Genomic DNA, 22973 nt, shown 5'->3' on the forward strand with positions numbered 1-22973 from the left:
TCAGATCTCCAAAAGACTCTTTGAAGAACGTGTTTTTATCTCATTTACAATTATATCAATCACTTCCTGCAATTTCTTACTTCCACAATCGACACCTTTTCTGGTTCTAACCGAAACGCTTTCATTTTCCTTTTCCTTATCTCCAACGACGAACATGTAAGGTATTTTCATCACTTGAGCATCCCTTATTTTGTATCCAAGAGTTTCTCTTCTGGTATCGACTTTTACCCTTATGCCATTTTGAACCAATGTCTTTGCCACCTTTTCGGCATATTCAACGTGTCTGTCGGCGATGGGTATCACAACTACTTGAACTGGGGCAAGCCAAGTTGGGAAAGCTCCAGCGTAGTGCTCTATGAGTATGCCGAGAAATCTTTCCAAACTTCCATATATGGCTCTGTGTATCATAACTGGAGTTTCATATTTGCCTTCGGCGTTCACGTAGGTCAATTCAAACCTCTGCGGCATCAAAAAGTCAAGCTGCACCGTTGCGCACTGCCATGTTCTTCCAATGGAATCTTTGACATGAAAATCAATCTTTGGACCATAGAATGCGCCTTCACCCTCTTTGACTTCGTAAGCAAGATTTACATGCTCCAAAGCGGCTTTCAAAGCGTTGGTTGCTTTTTCCCAAATTTCCACATCACCCATGTGATTTTCCGGCATGGTGCTGAGTTCAACGGAGTATTCAAATCCAAACGGCGCATAAATTTTCTTTATAAGTTCAATAACTCCAACGATTTCTTCCTCAACTTGATCTAGCCTACAGAAGATATGCGCATCGTCTTGGGTGAAGCTTCTGACCCTAAACAAACCGTGCAAAACCCCACTTCTTTCGTACCTGTGTACCCTTCCAAATTCAAAGTACCTTATGGGAAGATCTCGGTAAGAAACTGCCCTGCTTTTGTATATCAAAATATGACCAGGACAGTTCATCGGTTTTATGGCGAAGTTTTGTTCTTCTTTGCTCGTAAAGTACATGTTCTCCCGGTAGTGGTCCCAATGACCCGACATTCTCCACAATTTTTCGCTCATCACAAGCGGGGTCATGACTTCTTCATATCCATGTTCCAAATGAAGTTGTCTTGAAAAGTTCATGAGTTCTCTGAGAATGATGGCACCGTTTGGCAAAAAGATCGGCATTCCGGCGGCAACTTCGTAGTCGATGAAAAAGATTCCAAGGGCTGGTCCAAGTTTTCGGTGATCTCTCTTCTTAGCTTCTTCAAGCATTTGAAGGTATGCGTCGAGATCTTCTTTCTTTGCGAAGGCAGTTCCGTAAATTCTTTGAAGCATCGCGTTCTTTTCGTCACCGCGCCAATACGCACCCGAGACGGATAGAAGCTTGAAATGTTTTACCCAGCCAGTTGATGGCATATGCGGGCCTCTGCATAAATCCACAAATTCTCCTTGCTTAAAAAGTGTGACTTTTTCATCGGGTATTTCGTTTATCAGCTCTACTTTGTAAACTTGCCCTTCTTGTTTCATCAAGGAGATTGCTCGATCTTTTTCTACTTCCATCCTTTCGATGATCAAATCTTCTTCGATGATTTTTCTCATTTCTTCCTCAATTCTTGGAAGATCTTCATCGGTTATTTTCCCATTCAAAATTTCAAAGTCATAGTAAAAACCATTTTCAATGGTTGGCCCAATTCCAAGCCGCACGTTGTCCTTCCCATAGATTCTCATAACAGCCTGCGCCATGATGTGCGACATGGTGTGCCTGTAAACTTCTGGGGCCAGTTTGTGATCAAGGGTGACAAATTCAACCTCACCGTCTTGATCAACCTTTTCACGCAAATCTCTCAATTTACCGTTGAACACAACGGCTATAACTTCGTTTTTGGGAAATTTCTCCAGCAGCTTTTGAAATTCAACAGGTTGTCCGAGATTCAAAACCACATCATATCCCTTTATCTTGATTTTGAACGACAAAATTATCACCTCCATTGCTTATTTTCAATCTTACCATATTTTCTGCTTCAAATTCTTTTCTTTGGTGTTATCATAAATATGAAACCTTGCGTTGGAAGGGAGAACGAATTTTGATGAGAATATTGGCTAAAAAGCTTTACACACCTCTTCAAGTTATCGAAGACGTTTGTATAACCATTGAAGGCGAAAAAATAGTTGGGATAGAAAAAACCCAGCAAAAAGTTGACAAAGCTTTTCCAATAGTTGCACCTGGGTTGGTTGACACGCACACCCACGGAGCAGTTGGGATTGATGCAATGCAGATTGATAAAGAAGGCCTGGAAAAACTTTCTTTGTTTTACGCCAGCCGCGGTGTTACGTCTTTCTTGCTTGCAACAGTTTCTGATACTTTTGAAAAAATCGTTCATGTTTGCGAAACTGTGAATGAGTTCAAAGAAAAGCTGCCTGCTGCAAAGCTTCGTGGCCTTTACATAGAGGGACCGTACTTGAACCCTTCGAAAAAAGGGGCGCACAAAGAGCAGTATTTGAAAAAACCAGACATAAAAGAGCTACAAAAATTGGTCGATAATTACAAAGAGATTGTAAAAGTTTTCACCATAGCTCCAGAACTCGAAGGTTCAATCGAGGCAATAAAATTTCTTGCAAAAAACAACGTGGTTGTAAGCATTGGACACACCGAGGCTGATTATCAAACTACCGTAGACGCTGTGAATGCCGGTGCAACTAGGGCAACACATCTTTTCAACGCCATGCGGAGTTTTTCGCACCGCGAACCTGGGATTGTTGGAGCAGTTCTTACAGACGAAAGAGTCTTTTGCGAGATCATATGCGATCTTGTTCACGTACATCCAATAGTCATTGAGATCGCTTTAAAATCAAAAGGTTTTCAAAAAGTTGTGCTCGTCAGTGATTCCATGTCTGCAACTGGTTTAGAAGACGGAGAATACCTGCTGGGCGATCTTGAGGTTGTTGTGAAGAACAAAGTGGCAAGGCTAAAAAACTCCGATACCCTTGCTGGAAGCACCCTTACACTCGATCAGGCGATCAAAAACCTGGTTTTGAATTTGAACTTAGATTTGAAAAGCGCGTTGACAATGGCTACTTTGAACGCTTGTTTGGCGAGCAATTTGAGATGTGGAACGATACAAGTTGGAATGCCGGCGGATTTGGTTTGCTTTGATGAAGAGTTGAACGTTGTTGCGACCTTTGTTGACGGTAAGTTGGTATACTCGGCTTGAGAAGTCTGGCGGGGGATTTGGCATGAAGCTGAAAAGCATGTTTCTTCACGGTTTTAAATCATTCGCTCGCCCAACAAGGTTGAACTTTGCCGATGGAATAACCGTCATCGTTGGACCAAACGGTGGAGGGAAATCAAATATAGTTGACGCGGTTAGATGGGTCTTTGGAGAACAGTCTATGAAGCAACTTCGTGCCGATGAGAAATCCGATGTTATTTTTGCAGGGTCTGCAAGCCAGCCAGCGGCTCAATCGGCTTACGTGGAACTTGTTTTTGAAAATGAAAACGAAACCATATCCGTCGCACGGCAACTTACAGCCGATGGAAAGAACACTTACTTTTTAAATGGTCAACCAGCTAGGCTCAAAGATATACGCGAAAAATTCGAAGGCACAGGAATAGGCGTTGAGTTTTACTCGATCGTAGGACAAGGCCAGATTGAAAGGATAATAAGTTCCTCACCTGAGGAATTGAGGGTCCTGCTGGAAGAAGCTGCGGATATACACGTGTACAAAGAACGTAAAAAGGAAGCTTTGGAAAACTTAGAAAGAGTTCAAAACAATCTCTTACGTGTGTCAGATGTGATAAATGAGCTTGACAGGCAGCGAAAGTCGCTTTATTTGAAAGCCAAACGTGCAGAAAGATACAAAGAATACTCCCAAAAACTTGCCGAAAACAAGAGGATATACTACGGAAACATTTTGAAGAGAGAAACCAGAAGGTTGAACTATTTGAACGAAGAACTTTCGAAAACATTTGAGAAGATAAAACAGCTTCAAAAAGATCTGGTGGAAGTTGAGACAAATTGGTCAACCTTGAAGGCAGAGTTTGCCAGCGTTGACAAAGAAATAGAGAACTTCACAAACTTGCTTGAAGACTACAAAAGGCGCCAAACTACTCTATCTGAACTTCGAGAAATGTACAACAAACGCCTTTCGGAAAGAGAAGGAAAGTACGTTGAAACAACCACAAAACTTGACTCCATCCAGGAAAGGATAGCTCAAATAGAAAAAAGAATAAGCGAGTTGAGTTTAATTCTCAAAGGACTGATCGAGGAAATTTCTCAAAAAGAGGCAGAACTTTCACAGATAGAAAAGCAAAGGGATGAAATACTTTCCAAATACACAGAAAAAGAGAAACAATTTTTAGGCATAAGGGAAAAGCTTGAGGCTTTACATAAAGAGAGAATATCACTTGAAGGAGAGCTTTCAAGGATTGAAGAAAGCGTTGAGGATTTATCAAAGAGAATATCGATAATAGATTCTCAGCTTGACGTTAAAGTTTCTAGGTTGAGCAGGCTGCAAACCGAGTTATCCTTGTTGCTTGAAAAGCTAAAAAATGCTGGTGACAAGGAAGCTCAACTTGTTAAGGAACTACAAACTATACGCGAGAGAATAGACGAACTGACAAGTGAAAAGAGAGCCGCTGAAGATGAGCTTGAAAACGTGAGAAGAACGTTGCGGTTGCTCGACGAGGAAGAGGCAAGGATAAAGCAAAGAATTGAAAGTTACGAAGGATATACCAAGGCTGTTCGAGCGATTTTTGCAAAAAAGGCAGAGGGTTATTTTGAAAATGTGCACGACGTAGTTGCGAATCTGATAAGTTTTCCAAGCGAATACGCCAAAGCTGTGGAGGTTTTGCTAGGTGGAGCTGTTCAAAACGTGGTTGTTGAAGCTTCCAACACCGCAAAAGAGGTTATAGAATGGTTGAATCGAGAAAAAATCGGTAGAGTAACCTTTTTACCTTTGGATTTGATAGAATCTCATTTCAGCGGTTTGAGAGATGTGGAAAGTCACAAAGGCTTTGTAGGTTATGCGGCTCAAATAGTTCGTGTTCCAGAAAAGTACGCCGTTTTGCCAGGCTTTTTGTTTGGCAACGACATAATTGTAAGAACTCTTGAAGATGCAATTGATATAAAGAAGAAATACAAAGTAAGATGCAGAATAGTTACTTTGAACGGTGAGCTTATTGGTCAACACGGTTCCATCACCGGTGGAGAAGTTGAAACCGAAAGATCGGACACTTTGGTGAGAAGAAAGTTAAGACTTGCGGAAATCTCCGAGCAGAGGGTACAACTTCTTTCACATGAAAAGCAGCTTCAGCAAAAACTTTCCAAGATCCAGGAAGAAGTCCAAGCGCTGTATGGACAAGAGAAGATTGCGGAAAGAGAGCTTACAAACGTCATAGCGGAAGGTAGTTCCACAAAAAGGATGGTTGAAGAACTCAGCAAAACTGCACAGGAGATGGATCAAGAGATCTCATCTTTGCAGCAACTTAAAAAGAACTATCACTTGAGAATAGAAGGGATGAGGGCCAGAAAAGACACCATACTCTCAAGGTTGGATGAGATATCAAAGGAGAAAGAAAATCTTGAACTTCTCATGAAAGAGTACGACGAAAAACTTGCCGCTGAAAGGAAAACGATGGAAGAAATCCTATCAAAACACTCTGAAGTGAAAACGAGGCTGGCAAGCTTGATGGAAACAAAGCTTCATTACGAATCCGAACTTGATAAGCTGAAGAAAGATAAAGAAAAGCTGAGTGAAGAATCTTTAGTTTTGAACAATCAAGCTCGAGAACTTGAAAAAGAGATAAACAAGCTTAAGGAATTGCTTTTGGAAAATCAAAGAGAACTGGAGGCTCTTAGAAAAGAATCGGAAAGCTTGTTTGAAGCCATGAGACTTCAAAGGGCTGACAAAGATCAAAAACTTGCAACGCTTGCTCAACTTGAAGAAAAGATGCAGAAAATGAAAGAGGAAAGAGAAAGGCTAAGAGATCAACAGCACCAGTTGGAATTGACTATACAAGAGGTGAAAAGCAAAATAGAACAGTGCTTCACACAGGTTGATCCACAAGAGGTGGAAAATGTTGAGGAAATCGACAACGAAACCTTGGAACTTGTGAAGAAGGAAATGGAAGACTTGGAAACAAAGTTGAAATACCTTGGACCTGTGGATTTGACGTCGATACAAGAGTACGAAGATGTTGAGAAAAAGTACAACGAGCTTGTGATTCAAAAGAAAGATTTGGAAGATGCAAAGGCGAAAATTTTGGAATTGATCGAAAAGACCGATGAAGAAGCCAGAAACAAGTTTTTGGACGTGTACGAACGGGTCAACGCCAATTTCAACAAATTCATCTCAATACTCTTCCCAGGAGCTGAAGGAGAAATTCGTCTTCAATCTGGGAAGGATCTACTTGAGACAGGCATAGAGCTTTCGGTTAGAAAACCAGGAAGGAAGGTTCAAAAGCTTCAGCTTTTATCCGGTGGAGAAAAAGCTTTGGTTAGCATAGCTTTGATTTTCGCGTTGCTTGAGATCAAACCAAGCCCGTTCTACTTGCTAGATGAAGTCGATGCACCTTTGGATGATTTCAGCGCAGAAAGGTTGAAAAACTTGCTTGAAATAAGTTCGTCAAAGACTCAGTTTATCGTTATAACCCACAACAAAGTTATAATGGAAGCGGCAAAGATGCTTCACGGCGTAACGATGGTTGATGGTGTGTCGTGTGTTGTGCCGGTTGAACTCGAAACGGTTGTAAATTGAAAGGGTGGTTGGAATGTTTGAAAAGACGATCGAAAGTCAGGAAATTTTTAAAGGAAAGATTTTGACTGTGAAATTGGATAAAGTGGAATTGGCGAACAAAGTTCAGTCAACCCGTGAAGTGGTTCTCCATCCAGGTGCAGTTGCAATCTTACCCATTCTTGATGAAGAAAAGTTGATCTTGGTAAAACAATACAGATATGCCGTGGATCAACAGCTTTTGGAAGTTCCAGCAGGCAAGTTGGACCTAGGTGAAAAACCAGAAGAATGCGCAAAAAGAGAGCTTGAGGAGGAAACGGGATACAGATGTGGAAAATTGGAATACCTTGGTTTCATATACACAACCCCAGGTTTTTCGAATGAAAAAATTCACCTTTTTGTGGCTAAAGATCTTGAAAAAACTTTGCAGAAGTTGGATGAAGATGAGATATTACACGTCGTACAAATGAATCTCTCCGATGCGATTTTAAAATGTTTGAATGGAGAGATAGTTGATGCCAAAACGATTTGCTTGTTGTTGATGTATTATGTTAAAAGGAGAGATGAGAATGGTTAGGATAATCATCAACGGTCAAGAAACATTAGTTCCGGCTCAGGAGTACAAAACCTTTGGAAATCTTTACGATGCCTTTGCCCCAAAGAACATGGTTTTGAAGAAACTAGTTGTCAACAGTATAGATGTTCCACCACAGAAAGTATCAGAACTTCGCGAAGCTCTTTTGGAAGAAAACACCACTGTATCGATGGAATTTGTCACTCCGAGTGAATTTGTCGCAGAAATACTCCCGGGTGTGATTGAAAATTTGAACATGATGACTAATCTGATACCGGAGCTAACCCAAGCAATTCGTGCGCGAAAACCAGAAGCTTTTGAAAATTTGAAAAACCTTTCAGAAAGTATAGCTGCACTTGAAAATCTAAAGCAAAATGTGCTCAAAATCGCGCCTTTGCAGCAGCCAGATTTTTCAGACGTGGTTTTAAGGTTGAAAAAGGTTGTCGAAGCCATGGAAAGCGGTGATCATGGTAAACTTGCGGACGTTATCGCGGAAAACTTACCAGTCGTTTTGAAAACTTACGCAGAACTTTTCGAAAGAGTGTTGAGAAAACTTGAAGGTGATAAAAAATGATGAAGGATTATTACCTTGAAAACGCGATTAAAACGGCTAGTCCTGCTAAGTTGGTCGAGATGCTTTACGAAAGGGCGATAGAGCTTTTGAAAGAGGCAAAAGCCGCAATTGAACAGAAGGATTACGTTCTATCTAACGAAAAAATATCCAAGGTGCAAGAAATCATAACAGAACTCAACGTTTCTTTGGATATGGAAAAAGGTGGAGAAATAGCCCAATCTTTGAGAGCTTTGTACAACTACATGTACAAAACATTGATTGAAGCCAATTTGAAAAAGGACATTCAAAAATTGGACGAAGTTTTGTACTTTGTCGAACAGCTTCTTGACGCGTGGAAAGTTGCTATGAAAACTGCCAAGCCACCTTCAATTCAAGATCGTCAAAACCATGGTTTAAACATCTCCATATAGCATAAAATGTTTGGGGGTGTTGTGGTGGAAACCGTTAAGCTTCTTTCTGAGTTTCCAATTACTCGTTTTGTCGAACTGGTAAACGAGGTATTCAGCGATTATTCAGTGCCTATAAAATGGGACATTCTATCTTTCAACCTCGATGCAAGGGAAAATTCCGTATCGCTCTCAGATTCCTTTGTGTTTTTGAAGGACGATAAACCCGTTGGATTTGTGGTTTGTTGTATCAGAGGAACAAGAGGCAGAATTGATGCTATGGGAGTTGTTAAAAGTGAGCGCGGAACTGGTTTGGCATACAGAATTCTTGCACACGCTTTGGATGCTCTAAGATGGAAGAAAGTTCAAACAGTAGTTCTTGAAGTTCTAAAAACAGAATCGAAAGCCGTTAGATTTTACGAAAAAAACGGTTTTAGAACAATCAGAGAGCTTCATTCGATGATGAGAGAAATCGAGACTTTTAGTGAGAGTGAGGAATTGACTGTTGTAATGGCTGACCCAAGATGGATTCATCAAGCTTCGATTGAAGCTTCGTTGAATCTTCATCGTTCCCCCAATTGGCAAAGAGAACCCGCAACGCTTCTGTTATCCTCTGGTCGCTACAAATACGGTCGTGTGAACTTTAGACGAACTCAAGGATATCTGGTTTGGGGGTCAAATCAGGAAAATGCTTTCATTGTTGATTGTTCTCCCATCAAGGTTTTGGAAGTTTACCCAGATCTTTTGGATGCAGCTTCAAAATACGTGTGCAAAGTTGAGAACAAACGTTATTGTGCTATTTTCAACGTCCCTGAAAATGATCCGATGTACAACGCCGCTTTGCAGTGTGGTTTTAAGGTTTTTTTAACACAGCTTGAGATGAAATTAGAGTTATACTGAAATGGGTGAAAGCGGTGAGGCTTGAACATTTTGGAAAAATTTTTCCGTACATCGCCATTTTAGGGGTTATAGTTTTTGACGGAGTTTATTTTGATCTTTTTCCGCTTTTGATCCTTTATATGGTATTTGAGTATTTAAGGTTTAAAAGTTCGGTGGACGCCTTGAGAGTTTTAATTGTTCTTTTTATCCACTCGGCGGTGTGTTTTAAAACCATAACGATTGCCCATTTGATTTTGCTCTCAACCTACGTGGTGTTTTTAATAGTTCGTGATTATTTTCTTAACTCTTTTGTGCCATTTTTCAGTTATGTTTTGTGTGTTAGTTTGATAGTCTTTTTAAAAGGTTCTTATTTACCGAGTGTACTTTTACTTTGTGCCTTAAATTTGTTGCTTTGGAGAAAGTATGAGGTCTCGTAAATTTCTTCTGTATCTGTTTGTTCTAACCCCGTTTTTAATTCTCCTTTCAAGAGCTTTCGTTTTGCAGGTTATTCAGTACAAAACCCACAGAGAGTACATTGATTCTCTCAAAGTTTACGTAAGAAGGCTGGAAGCCCCAAGGGGAAGAATTTTAACAAGAGACGGAACAATTTTGGCTTGGGATGAAGAGGTTGTAACGGCAAAAGCTGTTGGCGCTATAAACACCGAATTGGTTGAACAGGTACTTGGCAAAGAAAAGATGCTTCAATTGATACAAGGCGATGAGATAATCATCTCGGAAACAGAAGCGCAAAGACTTGAAAAATCAGGATTGATGATATCTCGAAAATTGTTGCGCAGATATTCTGGTTTGGCAAGTCATGTGGTTGGCTACGTTGATCAAAGCCGACAAGGAATTTCAGGTGTTGAGGCGATGTACAATTCCTATTTAAAAGGTGTGGACGGCTATGAGTTGATAAGCATAGACATTCGTGGAAGGATCTTGGGAAGGTTCGTGGAATCTCCCGCGATAAGAGGTAACGATGTGGTTTTAACCATAGATTCGAAGCTTCAAAGTTACGTTGAAGAACTCTTGGCTCGACATGGCAAACCTGGTGCGATAATAGTTCAATCGGTGAAAACTGGCGAAATTTTGGCGATGGCTTCTTACCCAATTTTTGATCCGAACGTGTTTGCACAAGGTGTGAGTGCAAGACAATGGGCAGAACTGGTCAACGATCCATCGAGTCCTCTGTTGAACAGAGCCATAGGTGGGCTTTATCCTCCTGGTTCGGTTATAAAGCCTCTTTATGCCATAGCACTTCTCGAAGAAGCGGACTTCGATATCCCTTCGATCAACTGCTTGGGATATTTTGAATACGTTGGAACTACTGGCAGAGTTTTGGGAACCTACAGAGATTGGTATCTAGAAGGACATGGTGAGACGGATCTTAAAAAAGCCATAAAAGTTTCCTGTAACGTTTACTTTTATAACCTAGCGTTGCATCTCGGTATAGAGAGAATGAAACAGATTGCATCTTTCTTTAGAATCGACGAGCTGACACAGATAGATCTTCCTGGGGAGAGGAAGGGTCTGTTTCCAGATCCAACTTGGAAGTACGAAAGATTCAAAGAACCTTGGTATCCTGGTGATACAATTCTGTGTGGGATAGGACAAAGCTTTATTTTGGTTACTCCTTTGGAAATAACAAGTTTTTACAACGCAATAGCCAACGGAGGAACATGCTATCAGCCTAGGTTGCTCAAGTCCATCCTCGATTTTCGCGGTAAAAAGGTTTACGAACCTGATGTAACAGTTTTGTACAAAGTTTCTATGAAAAAATCAACCCATGAATTTCTCGTATCCGCGCTACGTGAAGTTGTTCAATCTGCAAACGGTGGAACGCCTAGGGACGAAGGAACAGCTTACAGAGCTTTCAGGGGATTGAAAATGGATGTGGCAGCAAAAACTGGAACAGCGGAAACTGGAAAAAGTGGACAATTACCCCATTCGTGGTTTGCTGGCTTTGCACCCGCGAGTAACCCAGAGATATTGGTTGTCGTTTTGCTTGAAAATTCCGGAAGCGGAGGAGAAGCCGCAGCGCCTTTGGCTAGAAAAGTTTTTGAATATTGGGGTGGAAAGAGATGATACTTGAATTTTTGAATAAACACCTTCTTGATGTCGAAAAACCTTCCAGGTACATAGGAGGGGAATACAACCAAGTTTTAAAGGATCCAGGAAAGGTAAAACTCAGGTTTGTCTTGGCTTTTCCAGACGTTTACGAAATAGGAATGTCAAACCTTGGTTTGATGATATTGTACAGAGTGCTGAACAAAATGGAAGAAGTTTGGTGTGAAAGAACTTTTCTCCCCTGGAAAGACATGTACGATTTGATGAAACAAAAGAAAATTCCATTGTTCACCTTGGAATCGAAAACTTTTGTGAAAAATTGCGATGTCGTTGGTATATCTCTTCAATATGAGCTTTCCTACACCAACGTTTTGCACCTTCTTGATTTAGCTCAAATCCCCATAAGGTCCTTTGAAAGAAGGGAAAGCGATCCGCTGGTGATAGCCGGTGGTCCTTGTACTTTGAATCCAGAGGTGATGGCTGAAGTATTCGATGCCATGGTCATAGGAGAAGGAGAAGAGGTGATCAGACAAATAGCAAACGTTTTGATTGAGATGAAAGGAGCAAGCAGATTTGAAAAACTCAAAGCCCTCTCTCAGCTTGAGGGACTTTACGTTCCGATGTTTTACGAACCCACAATACCTCCCAAGCCAAAGTACGACTGGGTTTATCCAAAAATATTCAAAAGGACCGTTCAGGATTTGAATGAACATATATTAGACGAATTTCGAATCGTACCGCATTGTCAAACGGTTCACGATAGAATAGTCGTTGAAATAATGCGTGGTTGCAATCGAGGTTGTAGATTCTGTCAAGCTGGAATTTTTTACCGTCCAGTTAGGGAAAAGTTTAAAGCAGAAACTGTCGATGAAGCGATGAAAGCTTTGTTTTGCACCGGTTATGAAGAACTTGCTTTGCTTTCGTTGTCAACGGCAGACCATTCAAAAATAGTGGATATTTTGACCAATTTGAACGAGAAACTGCAGAAGCTTAACATTTCACTTTCTATACCTTCAACAAGACTCGACGCTTTTGGAGTCGAGATAGCAAAACTTATCACGATAGCACGAAGAACTGGTTTAACTTTTGCACCAGAGGCAGGCACACAACGACTTAGAAACGTGATAAACAAAAATGTAACGCAGGAAGATTATCTAAATGCCTTAAAAGCCGCAAAGGAAGCTGGGTGGGATCGAATAAAGCTGTATTTCATGGTTGGTTTGCCCACAGAAACGGATGAAGATCTTGAGGGAATCGTGGAAATGGTTAACATAGCAAAGAAAATTGGTTTTTCAAAAATAAATGTTTCGGTTGCGTCTTTTGTTCCAAAACCCCATACTCCATTTCAGTTTGCCAAGCAAATGGATTTGGAATACTTTGATCATGTCAAAAAAGTGCTTTCAAAGCTGAAGCGGATAGCTTCTTTGAACATTCACGATCCTAGAATGAGCTTGGTGGAAGGACTTTTATCAAGAGGAGATAGAAAAATCTTCAACGTTGTCTTTGACGCTTTCAAAAACGGAGCGATCTTCGACAACTGGGAAGGCATGTTCAACTTTGAGATTTGGGTGAAAGCGATAGAATCATCGCAGATAGATTTGAAAATGTATATGTCTGAACGAGAACTTTACGAACTGCTTCCGTGGGATCACATTCAAGTTGTAAGCAAAGAATTTCTCATTTCAGAGTATCTCAGGGCTTTGCGCGGAGAAGTTACACCTGATTGCCGTTGGAGTTATTGCAGTGGATGTGGCATTTGCAATGGTGCTTTGAGAAACATTCTGGAGGTGACCGTTTGAAGGCGATATTTTATCTGATACTGCTCCTTGGATTTGTTGTCGTTCAAAGTATTTCGTCGAGGTTGAAAACAAAATATCGACTTTTAGTCGTTGGAGTTAACCAAGTCGTTTTTTCAACCATCTTGTTTTTCCTGTTAAAGGTTAATTATGGTTTTAAGGTGAATTTTGCCGGTTTTTGGTGGTTTCTGATTTTGTTTTTGATAACTTTGTTTTTTGGCTGGTTTTTCAAAGCTTCACAAGCGAAAATTCCATACAAACTAGGTTTTGAAATCGTTGTCAGCGTCGGTGTTTTGATGCCTCTTTCTGAAGAAATCTTCTTCAGGGGTATATTGCTTTACATTTATCCAAATTCAGTTCAAAATGCATTTGTTTTCGCTTCGCTGCACCTTTTAAATGTTTTTTCGAGGTTGGAAAATTTTTCTGTTTACAATTTGCTTTACAGATTTGCCGTTGGATACATTTTTTCAAGTTCGGTTTTGAAAACTCAAAGTCTGTTTTGCCCAGTTTTGTGCCATACAGTGAACAATCTTGCCGCTGTCTTAGTTTTATTTTTCTCTAAAAATGTAACCAACGAGCGAAATTAAACAACTTGTTGCAAAGATCGTCACGAGCGATACAACTGTCATTTTTAGCGTCACAATTTGGACGGCAAACTTTAAAGCTTCGCGCAAATAAACCATCATGACAAAATAGCTTATAACACCGCTTGATATAAAAGATAAGGTCAACAACCAAAGAACTTTTGAAAAGTTTGAAAAACTGTTTCCAACGTAAAAACTCAAAATCAGTGCGAAGATCCATACCAAAACGGTTGGTAACGGCGAGAAGCGGCTCATCAAAAGCTCAAAAATCGTTGTATGAAAAGCGAAAGTCATCAATAAGTAAAAGGAAAGGAACCTTCTCTTCAAAACTTTTGCACCTCAATTGATATTGGAATGATGTCTTCCAGCCACAACCATTTTATCCTGGCGTTTGAAATTCCCGTAACCTTAAGTTGCTTGAGGGGTAAATCTGTTTTTGATTCAACTTCAAAGCTTTTGAAATTACCTGCGATGGAATCAGCGATAACTTGGAGTAAATCCCCTTCTTCGTTGTAGATGTAAATTTGAAAGTCAATTGGTATCAATTTGAGATTTTTATCACTTTCAACCTTTATCGAACCAACGAAATGCATATCTCTCTTTTGCAAAGTACAAACTATTGAGGAAGCTTTAAGTCTATTTACATAGCTTCTGTAAACAAAAACCCCGATGGCGTAATTTGCCGCCATCAGGGAGATAACTAGCCAAAAAATCGTTTTTTTCATTTTACCTCGCCACTGACAACGTAGCAGGCTACCTTGTGACCTGGTGCAACTTCTGACAGCGGTGGATGATCGTTTTTCTCGCAGTACTCAACAGCATACGGACATCTTTCGAAAAACCTGCATCTGTTAGGTGGATTTATAGGCTTCGGTACCGTTCCCTTTATGTTCGGTTCCCCTCTTTTCACTTCTGGGTCAGGTATTGGAACTGCCGCCAAAAGGGCTTTTGTGTACGGATGAAGTGGATTTTTGAGAACCTCTTCGGTTGGACCTGTTTCAACTATTTTTCCAAGATACATAACGGCTATGTTGTTGCTCATGTACCTTGCAACGGCAAGATCGTGCGTGATATACAAATAACTTATGTGGTGCTCCTCTGCCAGGCGCATCATGAGCTTCATCACACCAGTTCTTATTGAAACATCGAGCATTGAGGTTGGCTCGTCTGCAACAACGAAAGATGGATTTAAAATCAAAGCCCTTGCGATTGCAACCCTTTGCCTTTGTCCGCCAGAAAGTTCGTGAGGAAATCTGAACATGAAAGTTTCAGGAGGCGTTAGTCCAACATCTGCAAGCATTTGTGTCACTCTTTCTTCTCTTTCCTTGAGGTCACCAATACCATGGATGTTCAAAGGCTCAGAGACAATGTCAAAGATCGTCATTCTTGGGTTTAAAGATTCATACGGATCTTGAAAGATCATCTGAACCTTTCTTCTGAGTTGTCTTATCCTTTCTCTTCTGTTGTTCAAAAATTCCTGTATGAACCTTTCTCTGTTTTTTCCAAGTGCAAAGAATCTTTCTGCGTAGATTCTTTCTATCCCAGAAAGCTTTTCCAAATCTTTTCGCTCAAGGTTGATAAACTTTTCCACATAGGTTTTTTCAACGTATTCTATGGCTTTGCTTTCATGTTCGAAAAGCAACGGTGTTATGTCCTCTTGCTCAAAAATTATTCTTCCTTTTGTTGGCTCTTCCAAGCCAACCAGAACTTTTCCAGTAGTGGTTTTTCCACATCCAGATTCTCCAACCAGTGCGAGAGATTCTCCTTTTTTGATTTCAAACGAAATTTCGTCGACGGCATGAACGAAAAGCCTTGTTTTTCTAAAAAGTCTTCTTTCCGCAGGGAAAAGCTTTCTAAGTCCTTCTATTTTCAAAATCAATTCATTTTTCATAGAATTGCACCACCTCTCCAGGCTGAATAGGATGATGACATGCCACAAAGTGGTTTTTATCAACTTCCCTGTACTCTGGCTCAACCTTTCTGCAAAGTTCATCGGCTTTTGGACATCTCGGTGAGAACCTGCATCCACTCGGAGGATTCAGCAAGTTTGGAGGTTCTCCAGGGATCGTCACAAGCTCGGTTTTTTCTCCTGCAACACTTGGGAAAGCGTGCATCAAACCGTAGGTGTAAGGATGCATCGGACGCTTGAATATCGTAACTGAATCTGCCAATTCAACGAATTTTCCAGCGTACATAACTGCTATTTTGTCGCTTACCTCAGCTATCACAGCAATGTCGTGTGAGATGTAAATCATGGCCATATTCAATTTTTGCTGAATCTTTTTCATTTCTTTGAGTATTCTATCTTGCACGATTACATCAAGAGCTGTCGTTGGTTCATCAGCGATTATAACCTTTGGATCACACGCCAAAGCCATTGCAATTATTGCTCTTTGTTTCATACCACCGCTGTATTGATGTGGATATTGATCCATCCTGGATGGGTCTAATCCAACCAGTTCAAAAAGCTCTGCTACTTTTTTACGAGCTTTGTCCAAAGGCATGTCTGGAAAGTGAGTTTGAATGGCTTCAACTATTTGGTCTCCAACTTTGTAAACTGGGTTGAGCGAATTCATCGCTGCTTGAAAGACCATAGATATTCCCCGCCATCTGTATTTTCTCATTTCATCTTCACTGAGTTTTACCAGATCAACCGGTCCATTCCCCATGTCAAAAAGAACCTGTCCGCCTTTGAATTCGGCGTTGTCAGGTAAAAGCCTCAATATTGTCATCGATATTGAGGTCTTTCCACAACCAGATTCGCCAACGATACCTAAACTTTCTCCTGAATCGAGGTCGAAATTTATGCCGTCAACAGCTTTCACATAACCCATTTTGGTTTTGTAATACATCCTCAAGTCTCTCACGGAGAGAACCAACTTTCTCACCTCTTCCTGAGCCTTGGATTGACAATTTCTTCAAGCCCTCTTCCAAGGAAGTAAAAAGCTGAACAGAGCAAAGTTATGCAAGCTCCTGCAGGTACCCATAACCACCAATATGTTCCTATGCTTGCTCCCATAAGGTAACCTGAAGATTCTGCCATTTGAATTATTACACCCCAACTCATTCGTATATTGGCAAGACCTAAAAAGGAAAGAACGGCTTCGGTGAAAATGGCACCTGTGACGTTGAACATCATGTATAAAAAGGAAAGAGGCATTATGTTGGGAATAATATGCCTAAAGATTATATAAGCATCACTGGCTCCAGCGGATTTAGCTGCTTCTATAAAAGGTCTAACCTTTACCGTCAAAGCTTGGGCTTTGAGAACAAGAGTTATCGAGCCAAATCCTGAAAGTATCCCAAGTATGACAGCTAATCTAAAAAGTGTTAGTTCCATGAAAGCACTTAGAACCATCAAAAGTGCTAGACTTGGAAAAAGCATAACCACGTCTGCCAATCTCATAAAAAACGTATCTATAATTCCTCCATAATAAGCACAGCTTGCACCTATGAAAGTTCCTATCATAACTGTTATCAACGCGGCTGTTATTCCAAGGACAAATTCTCTTGGTGTGCTGTACATGATCATCGCAAGTATATCCCTTCCAAGTGGATCTGTGCCCAAAGGATGTCGTAAAGAAGGAGGTGAAGGATGATTGTAAATGTTTGGATCAAAACCAATCACAGGATCGTACGGACTAAAGGTATCAAAAGCAAAGGGATCATCTTTCCAAAAGAGGTTTTTCATCACGATTGGGTAAAGCGGATACAAAGCCCCAAAGATAGCAAAAAAGATTATAACTCCAAGCCCGAAAACTGCAAGTTTTTTCTCTCTGAAAATCTTCCATCCAGCTTTGAAAGACCTAATCCAAAGTTTAAAACGAATTTTCCAAAGTGGTTCTTTAACAATCGCTTCCATCACATCAACCACTCCTTCAATATCTTATTCGTGGGTCTAAGAAAGCATAAAGAATATCCGCAACAAGATGCGCTATTAGAACAAATATTCCTGTGAAGACCAACAAACCTATAAGAAGTGGTGTGTCTTGCTGATTCAAAGCTTCAAGGTAAGTTCTTCCAAGTCCAGGCCAAGAGAACATGGTTTCGGTTATGATTCCACCACTTACCGTAAAGCCCAGGCTAATGACAAAATTCGTTACAAGTGGAAGTAAAGCGTTTCTTGCGGCATGCTTGTCTCGAACAACTCTGTCAGGTAATCCCTTTGCTTTTGCAGTTGTTATATAATCTTCTCTTATAACGTCGAGCATGGTATCACGCATCACAAGCATGCTTCCGGCAAATGAATATATTGTCAAAGTTAAAACGGGCAAAATCATGTGATTTATTATATCCCAGGCATATCTTCCAAGGCCTGAGAAAATCCATATTAAAATTGAGACAAACAGGAAAACACCAGCAGTACTGCACAGTAAAAATTTCTTAGCGGCAATTGTTTTGAGTCTTTGAGCAATAATCATTGAAATCAAGAAAATTACAAGGAAAATAAAGGCATTAAGCAAGAGTCTTATGAAAACTGTCTGGGCAGAAACTGGTGCAGTTCTCCACAAATTGGGGTTGATAAACTGATTGAGTGGCAATATGCCAAGGACTACCCCAAATAGCCATATGTTGAAAATGGCAAGCAAAGGTAAAAAGATTGTCCAAAAAACAATTCCAACAAAAGTAGCCGTTTTGTCCAAAAGATTTCCACGCTTCCATGCGGCTCTTTTACCAAGCGAATAACCAAGGCTATAAGAAACCAAAGTCGCCGTTACAAAGAGAAACACAGTCCTTGGAAGTCGCTCGGCAATAATAGATGTGACTTTTCTTGGAAAATATGAAAAAGATATACCAAGATCAAGCTTTAGGAAATTCTTTATATAAGTTAAATATCTAATAAAGGGTGGTTTGTCAAAACCAAACTGTCGTTTGAGATTTTCTCTTATTTCAGGTGTAAGTTTTGGATTCATCAGGTATTTATCTACAAAACTTCCAGGCATTGCCTCGATCAGCCAATAAACAATGGTGATGTAAATGAACAAAAGTATGATTATTTGTACAACTCTTTTACCAATGTATTTAAGCACATTTTACCTCCTTTCTCGTTTAACAAAATCCAACCGCCCCAAAAGGGGCGGTTGAAATTCAATAGAAATTCCTAGTTTCATTTAACAACTGGTTTTACAAGTGTTGGAACACCGTTTACATATTGTAAGCCTGACAGCGTCTTTTCGTATGGGAAGATGATTTGATCTGTTCTGTAGCCTTCTGTTACAGGCGCATCAAAGAGAACAAGATATGGGAGATCTTCTGCAAGGATTTCTTGCAGTTTGAATGCCAATTTTCTTGCGGTTTCAATATCAGATGCGGCAAGAAATTCGTCACAGAGCTTGTCAAACTCTGGATTGTTGTAACCAGGTGTATTGAAATCACCGACACCAGCTCTGTCACTCTTGAAGAAGTCTGCTATATGATCTGGGTAGTATCCAAGGCTCCAACCGAGCATGTATATATCAAAGTTGAACGGTTCATCCCAAACTCTTTGAACGATGTAGTTGAAATCAACAAGGTTTGCTTTTATCGGTATACCAAGGTCGTTAGCCCATCTTTCGATGTACAACGCCATGGTTGCCCTCATTGGGTCATAACCAGTACCAGGTGCCAACAGTTCAATGCTTTCAATTCTTTCACCGTTAGGACCTATCAAGCCTCTACCTTTTCTGACCACATTGTTACCTTCGATCTTTGGTTCTACAACCCACTTGAAGCCTGCTTTTTTCAATAGATCTACTGCAAGTTGCATTCTCTGACCAAAGGACATTCCATAACCAGGTGAAAGTTTCTCAACCGCTGGGTTGTACCAGAAAACGTTAGCAGATGGAACAACTCCATATTGTGGGAAGGCTTGTCCACCAAGAACTCTTGAGCAGAGGAATTCGCGGTCAGTGATAGCTGCGATTGCTTGCCTAAATTCTTTGATGTTCATTGGGAATCTTCTCATGTTGAAAGCGATGTATCTAAAGCCATTGACGCTGTTTTTGATTAGTTTTATGCCAGGAACTCTTGCAAGTTGATCTTCTTCACCTTTTTGAAGCCCAAGAGGATTGAAGATGAAGCTGACATCTCCGTTTATCAATGCTGTTATAGCAGCTGCGCGGTTCAGATAGAATCTGTAAATTATACCATCGATATATGGCCCAGTGACAAGTTCCAGTTCCTTTTCTCCTGTTGGTTCACCATAGCCTGACCAGCTGAAACCAGTCTTTGGATTTGAAAAGCTAACAGCACCATTTTTGTAAAGTGTCAAAATGCTTCCTGAATCAAAGTAATCTTTCCTTGCAGCAACTTCGATGAAAGCTCCTTTTTCCCATCTCTTGAAAGCAAATGCTCCAAGTATTGGTTCGTCTGAATTATCATAGTTGTAAAGTTCCTGAAGCGGGTTGGCACTCTTAAGAGCTGCTTCAACCTTTGGTTCCCAATACTTTTTCTGCAAAATCGGCATCATCAAAGCTCCAAAGTTTGCTTTTGCCAAACTTGGTTTTGTAAAGTAAACTTTGACGGTAAAATCGTCAACTTTCTCAGCTTTTACGAAATAATCTTTGTCAACCATGCTAGCCCAGTTTCCACCAAGACCATACTCAACGATCAATTTCCTTACTGTGTTCATCGTCCAGACAACATCATCTGCAGTAAACTTAGTTCCATCTGACCATGTGACATCTGTTCTAAGTTTGATCGTGTAAACCCAAAGGTCTCCTTCTTGTTTCAAATCAGGCAAATCTGTGGCAAGCCCTGGAATCCAATCGAATCTAACGTCTGAATAGGTGTACAAAGAACCATACCTTGGACCAATTATGTAGCTGTTCCAAACGGTGGCGTTTGGGCCGTAGTGCTGCCATGGGTTCAAGGTAATTGGTTCTGCTAAGAAAGCCCAGTTGATGGTTTGTGCAAAGACAGCAGCAGCGACAACTACCGAAAGAATCACCAAAAGTTTCCTCATCCCTACTACCTCCCTCCATTGGTTTGGTTTGTCGCAAGTATATTATACACTAATTTGGTGTTTGTTTGGCAAATTCATTCAGACGGAACCATTCTGCTTCGAATACTTTCTTAAAGCAAATAGTATGAAAAAATTTTTGTTGGCTGCTATACTAAACTGTTTGGATTGGAAGATTACTTTGGTGTAAGCTTTCAAGTTGGGAGGGATTTAAAGTGTTGGCTATAAGAAAAACATCCATGGCGGCAGGTTTAAGTATGGAAAATGTTGAACAACCAAAAGAACTTGCCCCAAACGAGGTTCTTGTAAAGGTTAAAAAAGCATCCATATGTGGTTCAGACGTTCACATCTACAAGTGGGACAAGTGGGCACAAAGCCATATAAGACCACCTATGACAATTGGTCATGAATTTGCTGGAGTTGTTGAAGCAGTTGGAGAGGCTGTTGATACAGTCAAGGTAGGAGATTACGTCGCCGCCGAATCACATATACCATGTCAAAATTGCTATCAATGCAGAACTGGTCGAATGCATATTTGCAAGGATATGAAAATACTAGGTGTTGATATCGATGGAGCTTTTGCACAGTACATAAAGGTTCCGCAAGTAATTCTTTGGAAAGTTTCAAAAGAGATCCCAGAAGAATATGCTTCAGTTATGGAACCTTTTGGCAACGCTGTGCATGCAACTTTGGTGGAAGATTTGACTGGAAAAACTGTTTTGATAACCGGAGTTGGTCCAATCGGTGCTATGGCTATTCAAGTTGCAAAGGCTGCAGGAGCATCTCTTGTTATAGCGTCAGAAATAAGAGAATACAGAAAACAACTTGCAAAAATAAACGGTGCTGATGTGGTCATCGATCCATCTTGTCAAGATCTTGAAAAAGAGGTGGTGAAACTCACAAACGGTGAAGGTGTGGATGTTGTAATTGAAATGTCTGGTAACGTGCAAGCATTGCTTGATGGTCTAAAGTGTGTGACAAGAGGTGGGGCAGTTTCTATCCTGGGCGTTTACAGCAAGAACGTTGAGATACCGATTGATGAATTTGTTACTTTTAAGGGTTTAAAGGTGTACGGTATAACCGGAAGGAAAATGTTCGAAACTTGGAGAACAGCTGATCAACTTTTGAAAAGTAAAAAGGTTGATTTATCAAAAGTGGTAACTCACGTTATTCCTTTTCAAGATTGGCAAAAGGGTTTTGAGTTGATGATCAAAGGCGATTGTGGAAAAATTGTGATGGAAATTTCCTAAAAAGTAAAAAGGAGGGATAGTTTTATGTTTGATTATTCTGTTTTCACCAAAGAGATAGAAGAAGCAAAACAAAAGGGTCTTTTCATAAACATTCGAACCTTGGAAAGTCCCCAGGGAGCATGGTTGACGATCGACGGAAGGAAGGTTTTAAACCTTTGCTCAAACAACTATTTGGGATTTGCCAACGAAGAAAGGTTGAAACAAGCGGCTATAAAAGCCATTGAAAAATGGGGCGTCGGACCTGGAGCTGTCAGAACAATTGCGGGTACGATGGCTATACACGTCGAACTAGAAAAAACGCTGGCTGCTTTCAAAAAGGTTGAAGATGTTTTATTCCTCCAATCTGGTTTTCTTGCCAACCAAGCGGTCATTCCAGCAATAACTGACGAAAGGGATGCGATATTGTCCGATGAGCTTAACCATGCAAGTATCATTGATGGTGTGAGGCTTTCGAAAGCCAAAAGATACATTTGGAAGCACCGAGATATAGAAGACCTTGCAAGAGCACTCGAACAAGCCACCAAAGAAGGTGCAAGGAGAAAACTGATAATAACCGACGGGGTTTTCAGTATGGATGGTGATATTGCTCCTTTGAAAGAAATCGTGGAGCTAGCGGAAAGGTACGACGCGTTGGTAATGGTAGACGATGCTCACGGAGAAGGTGTTCTTGGTGAATCTGGAAGAGGAATAGTTGATCATTTCAATTTGCACGGAAAAGTTGACATCGAGATTGGCACCTTGTCCAAAGCTTTCGGAGTTGTTGGAGGATACGTTGCAGGTCGAAAAGAGTTGATAGATTATCTGAGGCAGAAAGCACGCCCGTTCATGTTCAGCACGCCTTTGTCGCCAGCCGATACGGCAGCTTGTCTTGAAGCGGTTAAAATGCTCATGGAATCGGATGAAAGGGTCAGAAGACTTTGGGATAACGCAAATTACTTCAAATCCAAGATGAAAGAACTTGGCTTTGACGTTGGAGAAAGCCAAACACCGATCACACCGGTTATGCTTTACGATGCAACGGTTGCAAGCAAGTTCAGTCAAAGATTGTTTGAAGAAGGCATTTTTGCACAATCGATAGGTTACCCACTCGTTCCTCACGGCAAAGCAAGGATAAGGGTCATGATAAGCGCAGTTCACACAAAGCAGGATCTGGACTTTGCAATAGAGAAATTTGAAAAGATTGGACGAGAATTTGGGATCATAAAATAAGAGGGGCAACCGTGCCCCTCCCTT

Annotated in this window: 20 protein-coding genes; 12 read left to right on the forward strand and 8 right to left on the reverse strand. The window is 40.6% G+C overall.

Translation table 11 applies throughout. The annotated features are described in order from the left end of the window. Nucleotides 1-1947 (reverse strand): threonine--tRNA ligase, encoded by a 1947-nt coding sequence (gene thrS / locus THETH_RS09960; RefSeq protein WP_041446462.1) that lies wholly within the window; start codon nt 1945-1947, stop codon nt 1-3. A 98-nt stretch (nt 1948-2045) separates the two neighbouring features. On the opposite strand from thrS, the gene nagA reads away from it, so the two are divergent. The 10 genes from nagA to THETH_RS10010 are packed head-to-tail and all read left to right on the forward strand — an operon-like array spanning nt 2046 to nt 13553. Next, nucleotides 2046-3170 (forward strand): N-acetylglucosamine-6-phosphate deacetylase, encoded by a 1125-nt coding sequence (gene nagA, locus THETH_RS09965; RefSeq protein WP_013933215.1) that lies wholly within the window; start codon nt 2046-2048, stop codon nt 3168-3170. A 22-nt stretch (nt 3171-3192) separates the two neighbouring features. Next, entirely contained in the window at nt 3193-6714 is a 3522-nt protein-coding gene (gene smc / locus THETH_RS09970) for a chromosome segregation protein SMC (RefSeq protein WP_013933216.1), read from the forward strand. A gap of 13 nt (nt 6715-6727) precedes the next feature. Further along, a complete protein-coding gene (locus tag THETH_RS09975) occupies nt 6728-7267 on the forward strand; it encodes an NUDIX hydrolase (protein ID WP_013933217.1) in 540 nt (179 codons plus the stop codon). Beyond that, complete coding sequence (locus THETH_RS09980) at nt 7260-7838, forward strand: hypothetical protein (RefSeq protein ID WP_013933218.1); 579 nt, start codon at nt 7260-7262, stop codon at nt 7836-7838. Before THETH_RS09975 ends, THETH_RS09980 begins: the two co-directional genes overlap by 8 nt. Further along, entirely contained in the window at nt 7835-8248 is a 414-nt protein-coding gene (gene fliS, locus THETH_RS09985) for a flagellar export chaperone FliS (protein ID WP_041446464.1), read from the forward strand. The genes THETH_RS09980 and fliS overlap by 4 nt, the downstream gene beginning before the upstream one ends. 24 nt (nt 8249-8272) lie before the next feature. Then, nucleotides 8273-9124, forward strand: coding sequence for a GNAT family N-acetyltransferase (locus tag THETH_RS09990; protein WP_013933220.1), 852 nt, complete (start codon nt 8273-8275; stop codon nt 9122-9124). Between the two features lie 14 nt (nt 9125-9138). Further along, nucleotides 9139-9540 (forward strand): hypothetical protein, encoded by a 402-nt coding sequence (locus THETH_RS09995; protein WP_157723354.1) that lies wholly within the window; start codon nt 9139-9141, stop codon nt 9538-9540. Continuing rightward, nucleotides 9527-11188, forward strand: a complete 1662-nt coding sequence (locus tag THETH_RS10000; protein WP_013933222.1) for a penicillin-binding transpeptidase domain-containing protein — start codon at nt 9527-9529, stop codon at nt 11186-11188. The genes THETH_RS09995 and THETH_RS10000 overlap by 14 nt, the downstream gene beginning before the upstream one ends. Next, a complete protein-coding gene (locus THETH_RS10005; RefSeq protein WP_013933223.1) occupies nt 11185-12969 on the forward strand; it encodes a TIGR03960 family B12-binding radical SAM protein in 1785 nt (594 codons plus the stop codon). Before THETH_RS10000 ends, THETH_RS10005 begins: the two co-directional genes overlap by 4 nt. Next, nucleotides 12966-13553, forward strand: a complete 588-nt coding sequence (locus THETH_RS10010; RefSeq protein ID WP_013933224.1) for a CPBP family intramembrane glutamic endopeptidase — start codon at nt 12966-12968, stop codon at nt 13551-13553. Before THETH_RS10005 ends, THETH_RS10010 begins: the two co-directional genes overlap by 4 nt. Here the strand turns inward: THETH_RS10010 and THETH_RS10015 are convergent. The 7 genes from THETH_RS10015 to THETH_RS10045 all read right to left on the reverse strand — a co-directional run bounded on the left by THETH_RS10015 (nt 13515) and on the right by THETH_RS10045 (nt 20493). Further along, entirely contained in the window at nt 13515-13877 is a 363-nt protein-coding gene (locus THETH_RS10015) for a hypothetical protein (protein WP_013933225.1), read from the reverse strand. The two genes, THETH_RS10010 and THETH_RS10015, sit on opposite strands and share 39 nt — an antisense overlap. Then, complete coding sequence (locus tag THETH_RS10020) at nt 13874-14275, reverse strand: hypothetical protein (protein ID WP_013933226.1); 402 nt, start codon at nt 14273-14275, stop codon at nt 13874-13876. Before THETH_RS10020 ends, THETH_RS10015 begins: the two co-directional genes overlap by 4 nt. Continuing rightward, nucleotides 14272-15441 carry an ABC transporter ATP-binding protein gene (locus THETH_RS10025; RefSeq protein WP_013933227.1) on the reverse strand — a complete coding sequence of 390 codons (1170 nt, stop codon included), beginning with the start codon at nt 15439-15441 and terminating at the stop codon, nt 14272-14274. Before THETH_RS10025 ends, THETH_RS10020 begins: the two co-directional genes overlap by 4 nt. After that, on the reverse strand, nt 15431-16429 hold the full coding sequence (locus THETH_RS10030; RefSeq protein WP_013933228.1) for an ABC transporter ATP-binding protein: 999 nt from the start codon (nt 16427-16429) through the stop codon (nt 15431-15433). Before THETH_RS10030 ends, THETH_RS10025 begins: the two co-directional genes overlap by 11 nt. A 5-nt stretch (nt 16430-16434) precedes the next feature. Then, entirely contained in the window at nt 16435-17412 is a 978-nt protein-coding gene (locus THETH_RS10035) for an ABC transporter permease (protein ID WP_013933229.1), read from the reverse strand. Nucleotides 17413-17428: 16 nt separating this feature from the next. Beyond that, nucleotides 17429-18580, reverse strand: coding sequence for an ABC transporter permease (locus tag THETH_RS10040; protein ID WP_013933230.1), 1152 nt, complete (start codon nt 18578-18580; stop codon nt 17429-17431). Between the two features lie 77 nt (nt 18581-18657). Continuing rightward, nucleotides 18658-20493 (reverse strand): ABC transporter substrate-binding protein, encoded by a 1836-nt coding sequence (locus THETH_RS10045; RefSeq protein ID WP_013933231.1) that lies wholly within the window; start codon nt 20491-20493, stop codon nt 18658-18660. Between the two features lie 212 nt (nt 20494-20705). Here THETH_RS10045 and tdh point away from each other — a divergent pair, with 212 nt between their 5' ends. Together tdh and THETH_RS10055 are read left to right on the forward strand one after the other, a co-directional pair. Further along, a complete protein-coding gene (tdh, locus tag THETH_RS10050; protein WP_013933232.1) occupies nt 20706-21740 on the forward strand; it encodes an L-threonine 3-dehydrogenase in 1035 nt (344 codons plus the stop codon). Between the two features lie 24 nt (nt 21741-21764). Next, nucleotides 21765-22949 carry a glycine C-acetyltransferase gene (locus THETH_RS10055; RefSeq protein WP_013933233.1) on the forward strand — a complete coding sequence of 395 codons (1185 nt, stop codon included), beginning with the start codon at nt 21765-21767 and terminating at the stop codon, nt 22947-22949. Nucleotides 22950-22973: the final 24 nt, after the last annotated feature.

Origin of the sequence: Pseudothermotoga thermarum DSM 5069 (genome assembly GCF_000217815.1) — a bacterium.
Classification (GTDB): domain Bacteria; phylum Thermotogota; class Thermotogae; order Thermotogales; family DSM-5069; genus Pseudothermotoga; species Pseudothermotoga thermarum.

Coding starts and splice junctions, on each gene's coding strand:
- thrS (WP_041446462.1), bottom strand. CDS start 1,947: ATGGAGGTGATAATTTTGTCGTTCAAAATCAAGATAAAGGGATATGAT.
- nagA (WP_013933215.1), top strand. CDS start 2,046: ATGAGAATATTGGCTAAAAAGCTTTACACACCTCTTCAAGTTATCGAA.
- smc (WP_013933216.1), top strand. CDS start 3,193: ATGAAGCTGAAAAGCATGTTTCTTCACGGTTTTAAATCATTCGCTCGC.
- THETH_RS09975 (WP_013933217.1), top strand. CDS start 6,728: ATGTTTGAAAAGACGATCGAAAGTCAGGAAATTTTTAAAGGAAAGATT.
- THETH_RS09980 (WP_013933218.1), top strand. CDS start 7,260: ATGGTTAGGATAATCATCAACGGTCAAGAAACATTAGTTCCGGCTCAG.
- fliS (WP_041446464.1), top strand. CDS start 7,835: ATGATGAAGGATTATTACCTTGAAAACGCGATTAAAACGGCTAGTCCT.
- THETH_RS10000 (WP_013933222.1), top strand. CDS start 9,527: ATGAGGTCTCGTAAATTTCTTCTGTATCTGTTTGTTCTAACCCCGTTT.
- THETH_RS10005 (WP_013933223.1), top strand. CDS start 11,185: ATGATACTTGAATTTTTGAATAAACACCTTCTTGATGTCGAAAAACCT.
- THETH_RS10020 (WP_013933226.1), bottom strand. CDS start 14,275: ATGAAAAAAACGATTTTTTGGCTAGTTATCTCCCTGATGGCGGCAAAT.
- THETH_RS10025 (WP_013933227.1), bottom strand. CDS start 15,441: ATGAAAAATGAATTGATTTTGAAAATAGAAGGACTTAGAAAGCTTTTC.
- THETH_RS10035 (WP_013933229.1), bottom strand. CDS start 17,412: ATGGAAGCGATTGTTAAAGAACCACTTTGGAAAATTCGTTTTAAACTT.
- THETH_RS10045 (WP_013933231.1), bottom strand. CDS start 20,493: ATGAGGAAACTTTTGGTGATTCTTTCGGTAGTTGTCGCTGCTGCTGTC.
- THETH_RS10055 (WP_013933233.1), top strand. CDS start 21,765: ATGTTTGATTATTCTGTTTTCACCAAAGAGATAGAAGAAGCAAAACAA.